Annotated in this window: 20 protein-coding genes; 5 read left to right on the top strand and 15 right to left on the bottom strand. The window is 41.2% G+C overall.

Annotated features, from left to right (window positions below):
• The 3 genes from WCY03_RS04575 to WCY03_RS04565 are packed head-to-tail and all read right to left on the bottom strand — an operon-like array spanning position 1 to position 1,504.
• Complete coding sequence (locus WCY03_RS04575) at positions 1-558, bottom strand: thiamine phosphate synthase (protein WP_345993816.1); 558 nt, start codon at positions 556-558, stop codon at positions 1-3.
• Positions 533-814 carry a hypothetical protein gene (locus tag WCY03_RS04570; protein WP_345993815.1) on the bottom strand — a complete coding sequence of 94 codons (282 nt, stop codon included), beginning with the start codon at positions 812-814 and terminating at the stop codon, positions 533-535. Before WCY03_RS04570 ends, WCY03_RS04575 begins: the two co-directional genes overlap by 26 nt.
• A gap of 12 nt (positions 815-826) precedes the next feature.
• Positions 827-1,504: a F0F1 ATP synthase subunit A gene (locus WCY03_RS04565; protein ID WP_345993814.1), complete on the bottom strand. Its 678-nt coding sequence runs from the start codon at positions 1,502-1,504 to the stop codon at positions 827-829.
• A 124-nt stretch (positions 1,505-1,628) separates the two neighbouring features.
• Here WCY03_RS04565 and WCY03_RS04560 point away from each other — a divergent pair, with 124 nt between their 5' ends.
• Positions 1,629-2,864 (top strand): NAD(P)/FAD-dependent oxidoreductase, encoded by a 1,236-nt coding sequence (locus WCY03_RS04560; protein ID WP_345993813.1) that lies wholly within the window; start codon positions 1,629-1,631, stop codon positions 2,862-2,864.
• On the opposite strand, the gene WCY03_RS04555 is transcribed toward WCY03_RS04560, so the two are convergent.
• Positions 2,861-4,258 carry a diguanylate cyclase gene (locus WCY03_RS04555; protein WP_345993812.1) on the bottom strand — a complete coding sequence of 466 codons (1,398 nt, stop codon included), beginning with the start codon at positions 4,256-4,258 and terminating at the stop codon, positions 2,861-2,863. The genes WCY03_RS04560 and WCY03_RS04555 overlap by 4 nt on opposite strands.
• Before the next feature lie 173 nt (positions 4,259-4,431).
• Between WCY03_RS04555 and WCY03_RS04550 the strand changes: the two genes are divergently transcribed.
• Genes WCY03_RS04550 through WCY03_RS04540 form a run of 3 tightly spaced genes read left to right on the top strand, consistent with a single transcriptional unit; the run spans position 4,432 to position 6,758 of the window.
• Entirely contained in the window at positions 4,432-4,986 is a 555-nt protein-coding gene (locus WCY03_RS04550; protein ID WP_345993811.1) for a LemA family protein, read from the top strand.
• 3 nt (positions 4,987-4,989) lie between these two features.
• Positions 4,990-5,958 (top strand): DUF3137 domain-containing protein, encoded by a 969-nt coding sequence (locus WCY03_RS04545; RefSeq protein ID WP_345993810.1) that lies wholly within the window; start codon positions 4,990-4,992, stop codon positions 5,956-5,958.
• Positions 5,955-6,758, top strand: coding sequence for an EI24 domain-containing protein (locus tag WCY03_RS04540; protein ID WP_345993809.1), 804 nt, complete (start codon positions 5,955-5,957; stop codon positions 6,756-6,758). Before WCY03_RS04545 ends, WCY03_RS04540 begins: the two co-directional genes overlap by 4 nt.
• On the opposite strand, the gene WCY03_RS04535 is transcribed toward WCY03_RS04540, so the two are convergent.
• From WCY03_RS04535 to WCY03_RS04525, 3 genes are all read right to left on the bottom strand, one after another.
• Complete coding sequence (locus WCY03_RS04535) at positions 6,732-7,304, bottom strand: YigZ family protein (RefSeq protein WP_345993808.1); 573 nt, start codon at positions 7,302-7,304, stop codon at positions 6,732-6,734. The genes WCY03_RS04540 and WCY03_RS04535 overlap by 27 nt on opposite strands.
• Positions 7,305-7,344: 40 nt before the next feature.
• Complete coding sequence (locus WCY03_RS04530) at positions 7,345-8,055, bottom strand: YebC/PmpR family DNA-binding transcriptional regulator (RefSeq protein WP_345993807.1); 711 nt, start codon at positions 8,053-8,055, stop codon at positions 7,345-7,347.
• Between the two features lie 126 nt (positions 8,056-8,181).
• Complete coding sequence (locus WCY03_RS04525) at positions 8,182-10,557, bottom strand: hypothetical protein (RefSeq protein WP_345993806.1); 2,376 nt, start codon at positions 10,555-10,557, stop codon at positions 8,182-8,184.
• A gap of 163 nt (positions 10,558-10,720) precedes the next feature.
• On the opposite strand from WCY03_RS04525, the gene WCY03_RS04520 reads away from it, so the two are divergent.
• Positions 10,721-11,179, top strand: coding sequence for a hypothetical protein (locus tag WCY03_RS04520; RefSeq protein WP_345993805.1), 459 nt, complete (start codon positions 10,721-10,723; stop codon positions 11,177-11,179).
• A gap of 18 nt (positions 11,180-11,197) precedes the next feature.
• Here the strand turns inward: WCY03_RS04520 and WCY03_RS04515 are convergent, their stop codons facing one another.
• The 8 genes from WCY03_RS04515 to WCY03_RS04480 form a co-directional block, all read right to left on the bottom strand.
• Positions 11,198-11,956: an ATP-binding protein gene (locus tag WCY03_RS04515; RefSeq protein WP_345993804.1), complete on the bottom strand. Its 759-nt coding sequence runs from the start codon at positions 11,954-11,956 to the stop codon at positions 11,198-11,200.
• A gap of 6 nt (positions 11,957-11,962) precedes the next feature.
• Entirely contained in the window at positions 11,963-12,655 is a 693-nt protein-coding gene (locus WCY03_RS04510) for a 5'-methylthioadenosine/adenosylhomocysteine nucleosidase (RefSeq protein ID WP_345993803.1), read from the bottom strand.
• Complete coding sequence (locus WCY03_RS04505) at positions 12,652-13,368, bottom strand: nitrilase-related carbon-nitrogen hydrolase (RefSeq protein WP_345993802.1); 717 nt, start codon at positions 13,366-13,368, stop codon at positions 12,652-12,654. The genes WCY03_RS04510 and WCY03_RS04505 overlap by 4 nt, the downstream gene beginning before the upstream one ends.
• A 3-nt stretch (positions 13,369-13,371) precedes the next feature.
• Entirely contained in the window at positions 13,372-14,310 is a 939-nt protein-coding gene (gene fabD, locus WCY03_RS04500) for an ACP S-malonyltransferase (protein ID WP_345993801.1), read from the bottom strand.
• Between the two features lie 32 nt (positions 14,311-14,342).
• The gene (locus WCY03_RS04495) at positions 14,343-15,143 is read right to left on the bottom strand and encodes a sigma 54-interacting transcriptional regulator (RefSeq protein WP_345993800.1); all 801 of its coding nucleotides are present in this window, start codon (positions 15,141-15,143) and stop codon (positions 14,343-14,345) included.
• The gene (locus WCY03_RS04490; RefSeq protein WP_345993799.1) at positions 15,085-15,603 is read right to left on the bottom strand and encodes a peptidylprolyl isomerase; all 519 of its coding nucleotides are present in this window, start codon (positions 15,601-15,603) and stop codon (positions 15,085-15,087) included. Before WCY03_RS04490 ends, WCY03_RS04495 begins: the two co-directional genes overlap by 59 nt.
• A gap of 79 nt (positions 15,604-15,682) precedes the next feature.
• A complete protein-coding gene (locus WCY03_RS04485) occupies positions 15,683-16,603 on the bottom strand; it encodes a tetratricopeptide repeat protein (RefSeq protein WP_345993798.1) in 921 nt (306 codons plus the stop codon).
• A gap of 3 nt (positions 16,604-16,606) precedes the next feature.
• The gene (locus WCY03_RS04480) at positions 16,607-17,170 is read right to left on the bottom strand and encodes an OmpA family protein (RefSeq protein WP_345993797.1); all 564 of its coding nucleotides are present in this window, start codon (positions 17,168-17,170) and stop codon (positions 16,607-16,609) included.
• Positions 17,171-17,191 lie beyond the last annotated feature (21 nt).

The following is a 17,191-nucleotide window of genomic DNA, read 5'->3' as shown; positions in this document are numbered from 1 at the left end:
TTAGGCCTTTATAAATTTTCTGATTGATGCATAAGCAAAAACTCCGCATGACTCTACAGCTCTTACCTGCTCATCCGTCGTGATTCCGCCCAGTGCGATTATTTTAATGTTTATTTTACCTACAATTTCTTTTAAACGAGCTAAACCTTTTGGAATTCCTTTGCCCGGCGAAAAAAAGACGGGGCTGTATGTCACGGCGTCGGCTCCGAGTTCGCTCGCTTTTTTGATCTCGTCAAAGGTATGCGTACTCACTACCACGAAAAGCCCGAGCCGTTTTGCCGGCCCGATATCATCGAACTGAACGGAAGTCAGATGCACTCCGTAAGCGTTTAGGGTATCTGCAAGCATATAATCTTGGTGCAGAATCGGCGCGATCTTTCTGCTTTTGCATGTAGAGACAAAAATTTCTGCGAATCGGGCATAATTTTTGTTTTCTTTATCTCTGTAAAGAGCAAAGTCTGTCTTGCTGCTGTCAAGTATCGATGAGAGTTTTGTGGAGAATGTTTTAGTATCGGTTCCGTAGTAGGCGGGATCAGTTATCAAGTAGCTTTTTATCATCAAGCCGCTTTTCTATCGTCTGCAGGATCTTTGTCTGTTTTTTGATCTCTTCAAGATGCATTCTTCTTACCCTGAACGAATCGATCAAAAGCATTACTACCAAAGAGATGAAAAGAAATACGAATGAGACGAGCAAAGAGTTTATGACACCCAAAAAAAGAAAGAGCTTAAATGTCATAAACGTGCCTATGATAACAAAGGCCAGCGAGGCACCATGCAAGAAACCAAGAATTCTGTCAAACGTTGTTTTTTGCATGATCGTTACGGGTTAGTGATCTTCAGAGACCGCTACAGCACCGCCAAGATAAACATAAGTAAGCATCATAAAGATGAACGCTTGCAAAAATGCCATAAAAGTAAGAAGCGCAAACGGGATGATAGGCAAGAACCAAGGTGCCAGCATCAAGATTACCGCTAAGAACATATCGTCACCTTTAACGTTACCGAAGAGACGGAAGCTAAGAGAGATGATACGAGAGATATGAGAAACGATCTCGATCGGGAACATCAACCAAGCCAGCCACCAAACAGGCCCCATAAAATGCGCGAAATACGAAATGATACCGTTACGGCGGATACCTTCGAAGTTATAATAGAAAAACACGACTAAAGCTAACGCCAAAGTAAAGTTTAGAGATGAAGACGGAGCTTCAAAACCAGGAATGATTCCTATAATGTTTGCAATACCGACAAATAGACCGATCGTTGCTACTAGAGGAAGATAACGGCGCGCTTCCTCTTTACCCATTACGTCTGCCCCCATTGCAAGCACACCGCCGAGGTATGCTTCTAAAACGTTTTGAGTACCTGTGGGAACCACACGTAGATTCGACATTGCGACCTTAGCCAGTACTAGTACGATAGCCGCTGTAAAAAGCGTATGCGTAATAAATATGAAAATATGGTTCTCTGAAATCAAACCAAAGAATGTAAATAATTCACCCATTCGAGATGCCCCTGTCTTGAAATAATTGCGTGATTATATAAAAACTTCTATTAAACTATTCTTTTTACATCCCTGCATAAGAAGATTATAGAGATAAAAGGCTCTCTTTGGCTATAATTCTGTTATGAAAAAAGTAGCGATCATCGGAGCCGGAGCCGCCGGATTGACCGCCTCGGTCATTTTGGCAAGAGAGGGTGTTCAAGTCGAGCTCTTTGAGCAAAATTCTAAAAATGCAAAGAAAATACTCGTTTCTGGGAACGGGCACTGCAATATCTCAAACAAAAATATCGACGTCTCAAACTATATATCCGATAATCCGCAATTTGCGGAGTACGCTTTAAAACGGTTCGGATTCAAAGAGCTTGAAAAGTTTATGAACTCTCTAGGGCTGCTTCTCTTTTGCAAAGAGGACGGCAAATGCTATCCGCTCTCGTACGAAGCAAAAAGCGTCCTAAGTGCTTTTGAAGAGACGCTGGCGAACCTTGATGTAAAGATCTTTAACGGCCACAGAGTGGAATCGATCACTAAAGACAAATGCTTTACGCTTACATGTAATGATAATGAAAAGCGTTACGGCGGTTACGATGCGCTCATCGTCGCAAGCGGACTCAAAGCCGCCCCTCAGCTCGGCGGAAACGACGACGGGTTGAAATTTGCACGCTCTTTGGGACACACGATATCTGAGCCTTACCCTTCACTAGTCGGGCTTCACAGCGATTCTGAGCACAACGGGATGCTCTCGGGCGTCAAAGTGAGAGGCAGGATCTGTGTCTATGTAGACAGATTCAAAGAAAAAAGTATCAAAGGGGATATCCTTTTTACCGCTTACGGCATCTCCGGTCTTGCCGTGCTCGATATCTCGCAGACTGCTTCAAAAGCACTTTTGAATCATCAAGAGGTCGAATTGTCTCTCGATCTTATTTCAGAGTTTAATCCGCAGTCTCTATCGGCACAGTTGCTTCAGCTATGTAAAAAAGTCCCGCAGCACTCTGTCTTGAGCCTTCTTAGCGGGATCATCCCCTCAAAACTTGCAGCCGTCGTTTTAAAGGAGATGAAGATACAAGAGAGTATGCAGGCTCTGCACTTGAACACAAAGATGATAAAAGGGATAATGAACAAACTTCAAAACTACAGACTCAGGATCATCGATACTCACGGCTATAAACATGCAGAAGTATGCGGCGGCGGAGTAAATACCAATGAAATTGATGCTAAAAGTTTTGAGTCCAAAAAGGTAAAAGATCTCTACTTTATCGGTGAAGTGCTCGATGTCACTGGAGAGCGCGGCGGATACAACTTTCAGTTCGCGTTCGCATCCGCTCATCAATGTGCCAAAGCGGTCTTGAACGGCTTTTCTTAAACATTTACCTCGATTTTGTTGCGTCCGCTTGTCTTTGCAGCATAAAGAGCTTTGTCTACGCGCACTATAGGCGTGTCATAGTTTATATCATCCGCCGATAAAGCCGTCACGCCGATACTTACCGTAAACCCGACACTCCCGTTTTCAATCTCTATCTTCGTTTCAAAAGTTTCCTGCAAAATCCTGTTTGCCAGAACAACGGCGTTGTCTATATTCGTATCGGGAAGAATCATAGCGAACTCTTCACCTCCTATCCTTCCGATAATATCCGCTTTTCTTGAATTAAGTTTTAAGATATCGGCAAACTTTTTCAAAACGATATCACCGATCAGATGTCCGAACGTATCGTTGATATCTTTGAACCTGTCGAGATCAAACATGATTAAAGATATCTCATGGTGTTCATCTCTTTTAATTTTAGATATCTCCTCTTCTAAACGGCCGGTGAAATACCTTCTGTTAAAAAGTTCCGTCAAATAATCCGTCGTAGCCTGTTTCTCAAGTTTTTCCTGCATCTCTTTTTGAAGTGTAACATCCAAAATACTCCAGATCATGGCACTCTTTTGTTTTGTCAGTTCGATCTGAGAACCGATAAATTCGCACCAGATAAGTTTGCCGTCTTTTCTTTTAAGCTGATGCTCCATATGCAGATAGGAATTTTTATCGGTATTGAGAATTTTTTCCCGAGCAGTTTGGTAGGAAAGATCGTCTAAATAATAGATTATCGCATTTTCTCCTACAAGTTCGGATTTTGAAAAACCGATGATCTCACAAAAACGCTTGTTAACCATCAATATCTGGCAACTGCTGTCGATAAGCAGTATTCCCGATGCATTGTTTTCAAAGATCATTTCAAACTGCTGTTTTGCAAGAGAAAGCTCGTCAAGAACGGATTGTCTCTCCAGAAACGATCCCGCCCACCGTGCAAGAAGCTTCATGAACTCATCGTCTATCTTGTCATATTCCAAATGTCTGGCTTGAGCCGAAGAGAAGTTTATCGTACCGTAAATTTTTGAGTTTACTCTGATAGGAGCTCCTATGTATGACACAAGATTGAAGTCTCTGTGGCATGGATGGCCTCTATATTTCGACGTCGTGACATCGGTAATGGCTAAAACACTATCCGTTTCCAGTGTCGTTTTGCAATACGTCGAACCAAGTTCGAACAACTGTCCGTCAAACAGCGTCTGGGGAGGCGATGACTGAACATCGACCCTATACTCTTCACCGACGATATGACTGACGATCCCAAACTCCAAACCGAAATACTCTTTGCCTATTTCCAACGCTTTTCTGAGTGTCTCTATAGGACTTATATCAGATATGGCCGCAATTTCGTTTAATTTATGAAGTACACTGTTTTGACGTTCGACCGTCTTTAATCTATCCGACAAAGTATATTTCCTTTAATTTTATTAAGACGGGATTCTAACAGATTTTAACTGTAATATTTCTTCTATAAATATACATCATACGCTTTATTTTTCCCCGCTGTCATGAAATCATACATCTTTTATTGTGCATAAAGAATTAATATATATAATATATAAAAAATAAGGTTGACAATATGACGATACTCATAATAATTGCGGTTGCGGCGTTGATTTTGATACTTATGTACAACTCTCTCATAGCAAAGAAAAATCAGGTCGAAAACATATTTGGAGGCGTGGATGCAGTACTAAAAAAACGTTATGACCTTATCCCTAATCTCGTTGCATCCGTTTCAAAATATATGGAACATGAAAAATCTATCTTGGAAAATGTGACCAAGCTTCGCTCAGAAGCCAACAAACCGGGTCTCAGCGACAAAGAGAAGATAGAACTGGATACAAAGATCACCTCGGCATTAGGCTCCATTATGGTCGCAGTCGAGAACTATCCTGATCTCAAAGCAAACGAAAACGTCATGAATCTTCAGCATAACCTGACGGAAATAGAATCTCAGATATCAGCCGCACGCCGCGCTTATAATCAGGCAGTTACGGACTACAACAATGCGATCGAAATGTTTCCGACGAATATGATGGCTTCATTTATGAGCCTTGGCAAAAAAGATGTCTTTGTCATAAGCGAAGGCGAGCGCAAGAACGTAAACGTAAAAGAGATGTTTAACTCATAATAGATGAAAAGTATCGGCCATCTTACGGATTTTTACTACAACACCCTTTATCCGACGCTTCAGGAGCTCGAAGAACAAAGACGTGCACTCAAAGACAAGATCATCAAGTTCGGGATACTCCTGGCTGTCGCCGGGCTGTTGATCTTCTATTTTTTAACCGACGGGTTCAAATCGATAGACACCGATATGATAATCTTTTTTATATTTGCTCTCGGCGCTTCGGGTGCATTTTTGTATAAGATACTTATAAAAGACTACGCTTCCTCTTTTAAAACCAAGATTATAGAGCCTCTTATCCATGAGATAGACGATAATCTAAGATACGATCCAGTCTACAAGATCGAAGAGCGTATCTTTATCGATTCAAAACTCTTTACGGACAAGATCGACAGATACAGCGGCAATGACTATGTAACAGGGAAGATAGATTCGGTAGATATAACTTTTTCGGATGTTCATGCAGAGCAGAAACATGAAGATTCAAAAGGCAGAACAACGTGGAGCACGATATTCAAAGGCTTGTTTATCGTCACTTCGTTTAACAAATATTTCTCTAATTCTACTATAATTCTCCCTGATAGTGCGGAGAATCTGTTCGGATCGGTCATAGGAAGCTGGCTGCAGTCAAAAAATCTCGCAAGAAACCAGCTTGTAAAAATGGATGATCCGGCATTTGAAAAAGAGTTTGTCGTTTACGGAAGCGACCAGATAGAAGCCAGATATATTTTGACCCATTCTATGATGAAAAGGATCCTTGACCTGAAGAAAAAAACGGGAAAACCCGTTTACATCTCTTTTGTGAACGGTCAGATGAACCTTGCGATAGAATACGACAAGGACCTGTTCGAACCGTCCGTATTCAGATCACTTTTAGAGTATCAAGTCGCTATGGAATATGTCAAGACTCTGCAATTGACCGTAGCGATAATAGAAGAGCTGAAATTAAATGAAAGATTATGGAGCAAGCGATGAAACAAAATGAGATATTTATCACCAGCATAAAAGATTTTTTTACTCTAAAGATGATGAAATATTCCGTAGCTCCCTTTATCGCGACTATGGTCGTCATCTATGCTCTTTTTTTCTATTTTGCAGGTTCTACCGTCCAGCAGCTTCATCAAGCGACCCTGCATGTAGAGCAGACTCAGTCAAACGTTATTGACGGAGTGGAAAACACGGATTCGTTCGTCGGTGACTTTAAAGGCTCTTCCGTCGTGGAATTTTTGATGAGCCACGCCGTTACGGCATGGATCATGACCTTTTTATTTTACACGGTAGGAAGTATGCTCGCACTTGTGGTCTCTATTTTTATAGCGGTCATCGTCATAGCATTTTTAACCCCTTTTGTATTAAAAGAGCTCCAAAAGAAGCATTATTCCGATATCGAGATGAAAGGGCATGACAACTTTTTTATCTCGATACTCAAAGTGATAAAATGGTTTTTGATAATGACCGCGATGCTTATACTCTTTGTCCCGTTTTATTTTGTACCGATATTGAATGTCATTATGTTCAATATTCCTATGTATTACTTCTTTCATAAAATGATCACTTATGACGTCTCTTCCAACATCAATACAAACGAGGAGTATAAAAAGATAATGTTCTTCTCCGGCAACGATATGCGTATAAAGACCTTTGTCTTGTATCTTGTCTCGCTTATCCCTTTTGCTATTCTTTTCGGCGGGATCTTTTACGTCATATTCATGGGGCACGCATATTTTAAAGAGACCAGAGAGCTCAGACTAAGCGATAACAATAGTTCTATCTAATTTAGCGAACAGATCCTTTAAAGCCGAGCTTTCGGCCTTTATCTCAAAAACAACATCCGACTCAAAACTCTTATTTACTATATCCACCCCGCACTGCAGGCATTCGTACTCGACTCTTCCTATGTCCGTATATGCAAACGTGATCGATACGGTTTCCTCTTTTTTATATTCTAAAAGCTCCGCAGCGTTTATCGCCATATTCACGGCATCGCTGTACGCACGTACCAGCCCGCCTGTTCCCAGCTTTGTTCCGCCGAAATATCTGACCACGATGACAGCCGTGTTCACCAGTTCTTTTCCCTGCAGGACTGAGAGTGTCGGCTTGCCGGAAGTACCTTTTGGTTCACCGTCGTCACTTGAGTTCTCGACTATCTGGTCAAATTCGTTTAGGTACCTGTATGAGGTCACGAAATGTCTTGCTTTTGGATGTTCCCGCTTAAGTGTTTCCAGTGTAGTTTTATATGCAGTATAGGGCACTAGATGCGCTATAAACTTTGATTGTTTCTCTTCGTAGGTTGCGGTGGATTCTTTTTGGATTGTAAACATTAAGGATACTTACATGTAAGAAAATTCTTACATGTGTTCTTTATGCTATATTTGTAAAGATATGCTGGATATCTTCATCGTCTTCTAATCTGTCGATCATCTTGTTTACAGATTCCAACTGCTTATCCGTTAATTCTATCGGGGTGTTTGCAATGCGCTGAAGTTCCGCTTTTTTCAGCTGTATTCCAAGCTTTTCAAACGCATTTTGAAGATTACCGAAGTCGGTATAATCGGCAGTGACCAAAACAACTCCTTCCTCTTCCTCTATCTCTTCAAGACCCGAATCTATCAACTCAAGTTCAAGCTCTTCTAAATCCATATCATCAGTCTTATCAAATTCGAATACAGCTTTGCGGGAGAACATAAATTCGAGTGATCCGTTTGTCAAGACTTCTCCGCCGTTTTTATTTACAGTCGATTTTACGTTTGCAACTGTACGTGTGTTATTATCGGTCGCACACTCTATGAAAAGAAGGACGCCGTGAGGTGCTTTTGCCTCAAAGTTTACTTCAAGCATCGCAGCCGTATCTTTTGCCGTAGCTCTTTTTATCGCCGCTTCGATGTTGTCTTTAGGCATATTTTCAGCTTTGGCATTTAAAATAGCCGTACGGAGTCTCGGGTTCATATCAGGATCTGTCCCGCCCTCTTTTGCCGCCATAGTAATAATTTTTCCAAGTTTTGGAAATACTTTAGACATATTTCCCCAACGTTTCATTTTAGCTGCTTTTCTATATTCAAAAGCTCTACCCATAGTTAGATTCCTAGTAAAATATTTTGGGTGATTATAGCAAACTCACATTTAAAAAAAGATTGTTTATTCAGCAGACGGAGCAGGATCCGTCTACTGGCGGGAATTTTTATTTTGAACTCTAAAAGATCATTTCCAGGTCGTTTCGACTATATGAGCCGATTTTTTGTACGGGAACTTCTCTACAAGCTGTTTAATACCGAGTTTTTGATCACCCGATCTCATAAAGTGTGCCAACGTAACGGAAGCCCAATAGTCATTCTCGTATGCCGTACCTTCAAGTTGGACCGGAATACCTTTGTTGTTTACCGTATGACAGGCCGCACACGTTACAGGCCCTGCATAATTTCCGTCAGGACTGTATTGAAGCGCCTGCTCATGCGTCGTAATGTCGACCGTTCTGCTTTTGCCGTCATAACGAGTCGAATATAGACCGTGAGTCGATTCATGACAAGATTGGCATGCGATATCTCCGTGACCTTTAGAGTAGCGATACAGTGAATGTTTGTTGTTCTGATCGATCGGGAAATACTCTCCTCCCATACTCTCGACAAACGGAGCGGCATGACAATCGGCACAGTGAGGCTCGCCGGCACTCAGCCACCAGTCGTTACCACCTGAAGCCGCGCTGTAAGGGACATCTCCGCCTGTCGGATGATTCCATGGTTTTAAGTCAAGCTTGCCGTTTTTACCGACATTTTTAAGTATCGTAGCCGACTTGTGCTCCGTATAATATCTTTGTACCTCGTTTTTACCCGTAGTTTTAGGATCGATCAGTGCATTAAAACGTTTCATATCCCCTTTTGCAAGTTTTTCAACTATCTCTTTTAAGCTTTTATTACGCAGCGTTTTACCCTCTTGCGTCGCAGCATCTTTTAGATCGTCCGCTTTGTAAAGGGCTTGAGCTATCTTCGTATGACAATTCGTACAGTACAGCCCTCTCAACTCTTTTGCGTTTTTTCCTTTTTCGTCCTTTGTACTGACATTGGCAAAAAGGTATTTGCCGATCGCGTTTAAAAAGAAAGGCGGTTTTGCGGCGGGGTTGGAGTGTGCATCACGACGGACATAACATCCGCCTCCGCTTGTTCGGATATCTTTATTGTTAAAACGTCCTTCACCGTAACGATCGCTCACGCGGAGCGGATTCGTATCATCGTTCATAGACGGATCTTGAAAATGCGTCGGATGACAGGATTGACATGCTTGACTTCTTGAAGCTCCGTCAGGCATAGGAACCATACCCAAGTGAAAGCCGTGAATCGCTTCTGTCAATGTTTTTGCTTTAACGGTTTTATAGCCGGTCGCACCGGGACGAGGTTCCTGCAGATTACCGGAAACATTATCACCATGACAATCGGCACAGTTGATCTCACCTATCTTACCCAAACGGTTCGATGATGCTTTTGGATCGTAATACTTTAAAAACGCAGTCTTATGATGTTTGTCATGCAGACTCAATATATTTATGGATGCTTCTGAAAGCCTTGCCATATATTCACTTTCATCGGGATAGGTTTTCCAATAGTTATACTCTTCATCGGAGAACTTCAATCCTTCGTCTCTGGCCATTTTTGCCGCTTTTCCTTCGCGTGAATGACAGGCATAACAGTTTGGAATATCGACAGGATTGGTGCCGAAATATTCGACTATCTTTCCATGGTCTATGATCGGCCTGCCGCTTTGATCATGCAGTTGAACCATCGATTTTTGAAACGGCTGAAAATCCTTTTCGGTCACGGAACGGATACTGCCTTTTCTCGTATCGTCGTTAAAGGCTGTCAGAGGAAGACCCAAAGCATCCCAGAGATGAGAAGCAGTAAGCTTTAGCTTTACATCGGTCACCGAGGGAACCAGTGTATCCGTAAAGACTATGTTTCCACCGTCTTTTCCTGCATAATCCAGATATCCTCCCGATACATCTTTACCCGTAGGGCCCGCATCTATCTTTACTTTGATATCCTTCCCGACATACAGACGGTCTTTTTTCGTCGCTCCGGCAGGGATTGTACCTTCAAGATCCTTATAGATAAACAGATGTTTCCATACGTAATTTGCGACATTATCACCGGCATCGTCCATATGTCCGTTACCGTCGACATCTTTCATAACACTCCAGTATTTCATTTTATTACCTTCGGAATACGAATTGTTTTTAACGTAATAATAGAGCTTTTTATTATCGTTTGGAGTGATCAAAGCAGGAAGCTGTCCTCCCGTTCCTGTTTTTACAGCTTGCGACTGTATAGAATTGTACGGAGGGATGACACAGCAGTAACTCATCTCAAAACCGACACAATGCATCCCCAGCTCGTAGTTTATAAATATTCTATAGTCCGTTTCCGGATTATAGGCTTTGATGGTCTTTCCTTCACTTTGATATATTACAGGCTGAAGTTTAAATAACCTAAACGGCGGATTCTTATCATATGCGCTCAAAGGCGTGAACGCACTGAAAAAAATAGCGACTATGACAGAAAATCTCAATATTTTTCTTACCATTTTCATTTCCCCCCCCCTCTTTGTTCGTTGTTACGAACACAACAGTGTTACATAAGAAATCTTAATCTAACTTTACATATGTTTTATTTGATTTTTTTATATATTAAACAAAGAAAGAAAATAGATACATCTACAATTTGATATAATCTCATTATTAAAAGGATTTTATATGAGAGCGTTTTCTAAATTGAAACATCATATCTTTAACGCTTTTAGAGAGATATTTATCTATAATCATAACTCTCTGCTCTTTAGGGCAAAACTTTTTGCTCTGCTCGTTGGCGTGGACAATGAAGAGCATGATAATGATTATTATATAAACCTGAGAAGCACTGCGATAAAAATATATAATGACGAAGACAGAGCCGATCTTCTCGTGCTCACGACAAAAGAGATTGTTAGAAAAATCAGAAAATCAAACGAGTTCAATATAGACAAACTGATAGAGTCCGTCGTGCAGGAGTTAAAAGAGATTCCTAGGTATGCAAAAAAAATAGACAAAGAGAGCCTGTCGTCTTTGCTGGAAGTAGCAGATGATGAAGAGACAAAGATATATCAAAACAGGATAATAGAGTTTTTAGATAATTTAAAAGCCGAAACGTATGCGAAACACAATCTTACGGATTGATTCGGCATACGCGTTTTTTTAAAGGTTGAACTTCTCTACCTCAAAAAAACTCTCTTCGGATATATTTTTAAAAGCCGCATTCAAAGATACGAAAAGCGAAGGGTATTTTTTCTCCATTTCAAAAAGCATCTCTTTCATATCGGCCCGTGCATGCGGCATCTTTATATCAAAACGCATAGAAGGACATGCCTCATCGCCGATTGTGGGCATATCGTTTTCCAAAGCAGCGGCCGCAAGCTGACGTTCTCGGAGCTGGATAAGCGGACGTATGACGATGAGACCGTTATCCGCTTTGTATTTGGGTGCGAGAGAACGCATCTGTCCGTTATAGATAAAGTTCATAAAAAAGCTCTCCGCGGCATCATCGAGATGATGCCCCAGAGCCACTTTGTTGCATCCGTATTTCTCTGCGGCACTGTAAAGAGAACCGCGTCTCATACGTGAAAAGAAACTGCAAAAAGAGGAGTTCTTTCTTATCTTGTCTTCTGCAAGATCATAGATGTTGGTATCGTATATCTCATAGGGGATATCATGCTCGGCACAATGCGCTTTTAATCTGTCAAAATTTTCATTCATCCCGTATGAGACCGTTACGGCAAGAAACTCAAACTTAAAGGGCGCACGTCTTTGCTGCTCTTTGAGCGCATGAACAAGCGTTAGTGAATCTTTTCCTCCGCTAAGGCCGACAAGGATCTTATCGCCCTCTTCTACAAGATTAAATTCGGCGTTCGTCTTGCCGAGCTTGCTCATTATCTTTTTTGAAAGTTTTATGGACATATGAAGCTATTTTCCGATACGCTCGACCATCTTCATAACAAATTCGGCACTTATCTTCGCACTGCTTACCAGAAACTCGTCAAAACTGAAACTCGCATCCATATCTGCCGCATCACTGATGGCACGAAGAATAAAGAACGGTACATCTAAGGCATTACACACGACAGCAACGCTTCCGCCTTCCATCTCTAATGCATCGGCATTAAAAGTGGCGCCTATCCAGTTTTTTCTCTCTTCGTTCGCCACGAATTGATCGCCAGTAGCGATGATACCCTCTTTTACGCGCAGTCCCATATCCGATGCTACGCCTTTTGCTATCTCTATAAGTTCTTCATCCGCATCGACATAAACGGCTCCCTCCGGGACATACCCGAAAGGATGCCCGAATGCGGTAATGTCAAGGTCGTGCTGGGAAAGCTTTGTAGCGACGACCAGGTCACCTACTTTTAGATCCGGACTAACAGCTCCGGCAACGCCGCTGAAAAGCAGCATCTGCGCTCCGAAATGTTCAATCATAGTCGCTGCTGTAAGTGTTGAAAACACTTTGCCGATTTTAGAGTAAGCGATGATCAGATCAACACCGTTATAGCTTGCCTCATAATACTTGTTTCCTGCATATTCAGTCGTTTTGTACTCACCGACAGTTTCCAAAATCGGAGATATCTCTTCGGGCATCGCACCCATTATTGCTAATTTCAAATCTTTACCTCTACTGTTTCTATTTTTTCATCAAAAAGCGGCAGCTTGTGCAGTATTTTTGCATCGCTGTCCATTATGCAGCTGCCGCCCCAAAATCCCAGACCGTCTTCAAAACCGACACGATTGACAAATACGACTTTTGTACCGCAATGAAGCGTCAAATTCGTCAGAAGGTCATACCACTGTTCTTGTATCGTAAGAGAATCATCTTTAAAACCGCGTGCAGGAGATGCCGCAAGAACATAAACTATTTTCGGTTTTTTGGCAAACAGCTCTTTTACGGTATCGGGGTTCCAAAGGTCTTCACATACCAAAAGTGCCGCTTCTCCGTACGATGTCTTAAAAGACTCGAACTCTTTTCCGCAGTCAAAATATCTGGCTTCTTCAAACATCCCGTAATTTGGCAGATGAACCTTTTTATGAACGTTTAACAACTCGCCTCCGCTAAAATACAAAGCGCAGTTAAAATACTCATCGTCTATCTTGAGCGCGGCACCGACTACGATATCTCTATGCACGCTCGCATCGCATAGCGGTTTGAGCTCATCTATGAGAAATGCATCTTCAAGCAGCTTGTCCTGTAAAAGATAACCGTTTAGCGCAAGTTCGCAAAAAACGATAACTTCGCTTTTACACGCAAGAGCTTCCTCTACTACGCGATCTAAGTTAGTTCTGTTTAATTTAGGAGTATTTTGAACTAAAGTTATTTTCATGCTTTACGCTTTAAGCGCTTGTATCACACTGTTTAAAGAATCCATGTCCGATACATTGAGCGTCTCGACATCTTTAGCGATTCTGCGGTTGAGCCCTTTTAAGACGTTTCCGTTACCAAACTCGATGAACAGGTCTATATCCGAAGCTATCGCTTCTATAGACTGCTTATATTTTACGGGTTTTACAAGCTGATCTTTTAAAAGAGCGATCGCTTCATCTTTCGTACCGTACGGTTTTGTAGTAACGTTAGAGATGATCGGAGCTGCAAAGTTCTCTTTTACCATTCCCTTCATCGCTTCTTCCAGCGGTGTCTGCGCAGAAAAAAGCAGTTCACAGTGGCTGGCAACGGACATATTTAAAAGTATCGCACGCTTTGCGCCGGCTTCTTTAAATGTACTCTCCATAGACTCCAGGTCGGCTTTCATTCCAGCAACGACGACTTGACCGTCTTGGTTGAAGTTTGCCGCCCATACCTTTTTACCTTCTGTTCTTGCCTGTGCACACACTTTTTCAACACTCTCGTCATCAAGACCGACAAGCGCCATCATTCCCGCTTCGATCCCCTCACATGCTTCTTGCATCAATGCCCCGCGCTTATGTACCAATTCCACTGCATCGACATAATCGATCGCACCTGAAGCACACAAAGCACTAAATTCACCTAATGAGTGACCAAGTAAAAGTGCCGGTGTCGTTGGATTTGCCTCTTGAAACAAGCGATAAGCGATGATACTTATCAATAAAATAGCGGGCTGTGTATACGCGGTCTGAGCCAGCTTGTCGTTCTCTTGGAACAACAGCTCTTGAAAATCAACACCTATCCTTTGCCCTGCTTTGTCAAACATTTCACGTGCCAATTCACTGTTCTCATAAAACGATTTGCCCATACCTATAGTTTGACTTCCCTGCCCCGGAAATATCATCGCTATTTTTTTACTCATTTAACTCCCTGTTTTTTTGATAAATAATTGTATTACAGCCCGTATTCGCTGTTTTCCGAGATCTTTTTTCGGAGTGTGTTTCTGTTTAATCCCAGTTTATCCGCTAACTGCAGCTGCGATTTGAATTTTTTAAGTCCGGCGCGGATAAGAGGAACTTCATATAAATAGAGATTATTTCTATAATCGTTATTCGTTCCTATTTTGTCTTCCAAATAATTTTCAATGAGATGCATTAACTCGTTTACAGTGATATTTTCCAAAAAGGAATAGGAAAATATCTGTTTTTTAAGCGATATAGAGTTATCCGAGACATCGGGAATAAAATTGGATTTGTTAAATTTTACGTCGTCTCTGACTATCTCTTTGATCTCTTCTAGATATATATCGATCAAAGCCTCAACGTCTTCCATTCTTTTACTTAATGGAGGAAGGTCAAGCTTTACGCTGAAAATATCATCATACATCTCGCCGATATTCGTGCTTGCACACGTAGCGATGACTCTGATCTTTTTGTTTTTTATAGCTTGGAAAACTCTTTGAATGTTCGGGGAACTGTCTATGTTGGTTATGATTATCTCGTTTGAACTCTCGATCGCAGTCAAAAGTTCCTCAAAAGAGGAGGCGTCGATAACAGAAGCATTGGGTACGATATATTTAGCCAGTGTTTTTTTACCTGTGCCTCTTTCACCGTAAATAAGGGTATTCACGGTAAGAGTCTTCAGTAAATTAACTGTTTTAAATGCTTCTTTTGAAGCATTTGAAGCGGTAATAAACTTAGTGACAGCCACAGCCACTGTTGCCGCCAGTACTACAACAATCATCATCAACTGCATTTTCAGCAGGGACTCCTGTCATAGCTTCTTCAGCAGATGCGTCGCGAATATTGTTTATTGCAACGGTAAACATAAGATCTTTACCGGCTAGCGGGTGATTGAAATCGATAACGACAGAGCCGTCTTTGATCTCTTTGACAATCACTTGTACGGTAGAACCGTCTTCGCCTTGACCGTAAAGGCTCATCCCTTCTGAAAGTTCTATTCCGGCGAACTGTTCGCTTGGAAGTTCTTGAATGGCTTCTGCATTATAAGAACCGTAAGCATCTTCAGCCTTCACAAGAACTTCGCCTTTATCGCCGATAGTCATATTCTCGATCCCTTTTTCAAGACCCGGAATGATTTGACCTTTACCAAACATAAATACTAACGGTGCTCCGCCGATATTACTATCTACTATAGTATCTCCATCACGTACTTCATACTCAATAGATACTATTTGATTTTTTTCAATTGCCATATTTTCACCTTACGTATATATTTCACGGATTGTATCATTTATAATTTTCATATAGGCTGAAATATAGATAATGATACTGTTATTTTAAGCTTGCTAGAGCTTTTTTTGCCGTTTTTGCTTCACTGCTTGACGGATATGCCGCTATCAATGCATTAAAAAATTTTTTTGCGTTATCGTTGTCTTTCGTATACTTCATCGACAAAGCGGTATGCAGCATCAAGTTGGGCATATATTTGGCTTTATCGTAAAGAGTCGCACTTGTTTTGTAAAAAGCGATTGCATCGCCGTAGTTCTTTCTCTTATAGTTTATCTCACCAAGCATATAGTTGGAATATGCGGGTTTATACTTTTTTGAGATCAAATAAGTAAAATACTCAATCGCTTTCGTATAGTTCTTGCTTTTATAATAACTCTCGGCTTTATTGTAAACCGTCGACGTTTTCATTGAATCTAAGCTGGAACCGCTTTTTCTGGATGATGATTTGATACTCGAACCGACCAGTTTCTTAAATTCGTTGATATCTTTGACAAGATTGTTGAACTCCTCTTTGGAGACATAGTTGGTGTTTATCGTATCTATCGATGCGGATATCTCCGTTATCAGAGCTTTCAGCTTCTCTATATTTTCCGTATTCGTCTGTATGAGAGCATCTATTTTGTCATTGCGCTCTTTTTGTGCAGCGGAAAGATCTTTGGAGCTTTGCAAAAGAGCATTGATATCCGTACTGTTTTTATGCGATTTGTCCGCTATGCTTTCCAAAACGGTCTGAAACCCGTCGATTCTTTCACGCAACGAATCCACTTTGCTGTTTACAGATAAAGTTTTTTTATTGAGAGATTCTAGTTTTTGTTTATTGCCGAAGATCGCTTTTTCACTTGTCGTGAGTCCATAAGGCGACGCAGAGTTCAGATCGCCGGCTCCAAACGCGGAAGGTTCGGAACTAAACAGCGATATCGGAAGAAATGCAGCAATTAATACAAAAGATATACTGCGTTTCATAAGTTACGGAAGAAGCTTGAAATCTACACGGCGGTTTTTTTGCCAGCACTCTTTTGTTTTTTCATTACAGACAGGTGCACTTTTACCATAGCTGACCATTGAGATACGTTTTGCGTCAACACCTTCGTTAACAAGTTCTGTTTTAACGGTTTGGGCACGTTTAAGGCCAAGAGCAAAGTTATATTCATCACTTCCCCATTCGTCACAGTTTCCTTCAAGTTTGATAGAATACGCACTTGCAGCAGCTTTAGCGATATCTGCATCTTTCGTGACAGTTTCTTTCATATCTTGACGAATCGCATATTTGTCAAAATCAAAATATACGGAAGTCATTGTACTTTCTATATTAGCCATAGTCATCTCATTAGAATCAGCTTTCATTGTATCATTAGATGCAACACCTTGAGAAGATACGCTTTCTGTTTGAACACTTGAAACTTCTTCAACAGGCTGAGTTTTAGTAGACGCAGCCTCTTTATTCGTTTCGTCAACCGTCGGCTTATTTGAACTACATCCTGTTAATAATAATACTGCAACAGCAACACTTGAAAGTATAATATTTTTCATTACACACACCCTTATTTATGA

The organism is Sulfurimonas sp. HSL-1716 (assembly GCF_039645975.1).
Taxonomy (GTDB): Bacteria; Campylobacterota; Campylobacteria; order Campylobacterales; family Sulfurimonadaceae; genus Hydrocurvibacter; species Hydrocurvibacter sulfurireducens.
Note: the sequence above shows the minus strand (reverse complement) of the source record. Positions and strands in the feature narration are given on the sequence as shown.

Coding starts and splice junctions, on each gene's coding strand:
- WCY03_RS04575 (WP_345993816.1), bottom strand. CDS start 558: ATGATAAAAAGCTACTTGATAACTGATCCCGCCTACTACGGAACCGAT.
- WCY03_RS04570 (WP_345993815.1), bottom strand. CDS start 814: ATGCAAAAAACAACGTTTGACAGAATTCTTGGTTTCTTGCATGGTGCC.
- WCY03_RS04565 (WP_345993814.1), bottom strand. CDS start 1,504: ATGGGTGAATTATTTACATTCTTTGGTTTGATTTCAGAGAACCATATT.
- WCY03_RS04560 (WP_345993813.1), top strand. CDS start 1,629: ATGAAAAAAGTAGCGATCATCGGAGCCGGAGCCGCCGGATTGACCGCC.
- WCY03_RS04550 (WP_345993811.1), top strand. CDS start 4,432: ATGACGATACTCATAATAATTGCGGTTGCGGCGTTGATTTTGATACTT.
- WCY03_RS04545 (WP_345993810.1), top strand. CDS start 4,990: ATGAAAAGTATCGGCCATCTTACGGATTTTTACTACAACACCCTTTAT.
- WCY03_RS04540 (WP_345993809.1), top strand. CDS start 5,955: ATGAAACAAAATGAGATATTTATCACCAGCATAAAAGATTTTTTTACT.
- WCY03_RS04535 (WP_345993808.1), bottom strand. CDS start 7,304: ATGTTTACAATCCAAAAAGAATCCACCGCAACCTACGAAGAGAAACAA.
- WCY03_RS04530 (WP_345993807.1), bottom strand. CDS start 8,055: ATGGGTAGAGCTTTTGAATATAGAAAAGCAGCTAAAATGAAACGTTGG.
- WCY03_RS04525 (WP_345993806.1), bottom strand. CDS start 10,557: ATGAAAATGGTAAGAAAAATATTGAGATTTTCTGTCATAGTCGCTATT.
- WCY03_RS04520 (WP_345993805.1), top strand. CDS start 10,721: ATGAGAGCGTTTTCTAAATTGAAACATCATATCTTTAACGCTTTTAGA.
- WCY03_RS04515 (WP_345993804.1), bottom strand. CDS start 11,956: ATGTCCATAAAACTTTCAAAAAAGATAATGAGCAAGCTCGGCAAGACG.
- WCY03_RS04505 (WP_345993802.1), bottom strand. CDS start 13,368: ATGAAAATAACTTTAGTTCAAAATACTCCTAAATTAAACAGAACTAAC.
- fabD (WP_345993801.1), bottom strand. CDS start 14,310: ATGAGTAAAAAAATAGCGATGATATTTCCGGGGCAGGGAAGTCAAACT.
- WCY03_RS04495 (WP_345993800.1), bottom strand. CDS start 15,143: ATGCAGTTGATGATGATTGTTGTAGTACTGGCGGCAACAGTGGCTGTG.
- WCY03_RS04490 (WP_345993799.1), bottom strand. CDS start 15,603: ATGGCAATTGAAAAAAATCAAATAGTATCTATTGAGTATGAAGTACGT.
- WCY03_RS04485 (WP_345993798.1), bottom strand. CDS start 16,603: ATGAAACGCAGTATATCTTTTGTATTAATTGCTGCATTTCTTCCGATA.
- WCY03_RS04480 (WP_345993797.1), bottom strand. CDS start 17,170: ATGAAAAATATTATACTTTCAAGTGTTGCTGTTGCAGTATTATTATTA.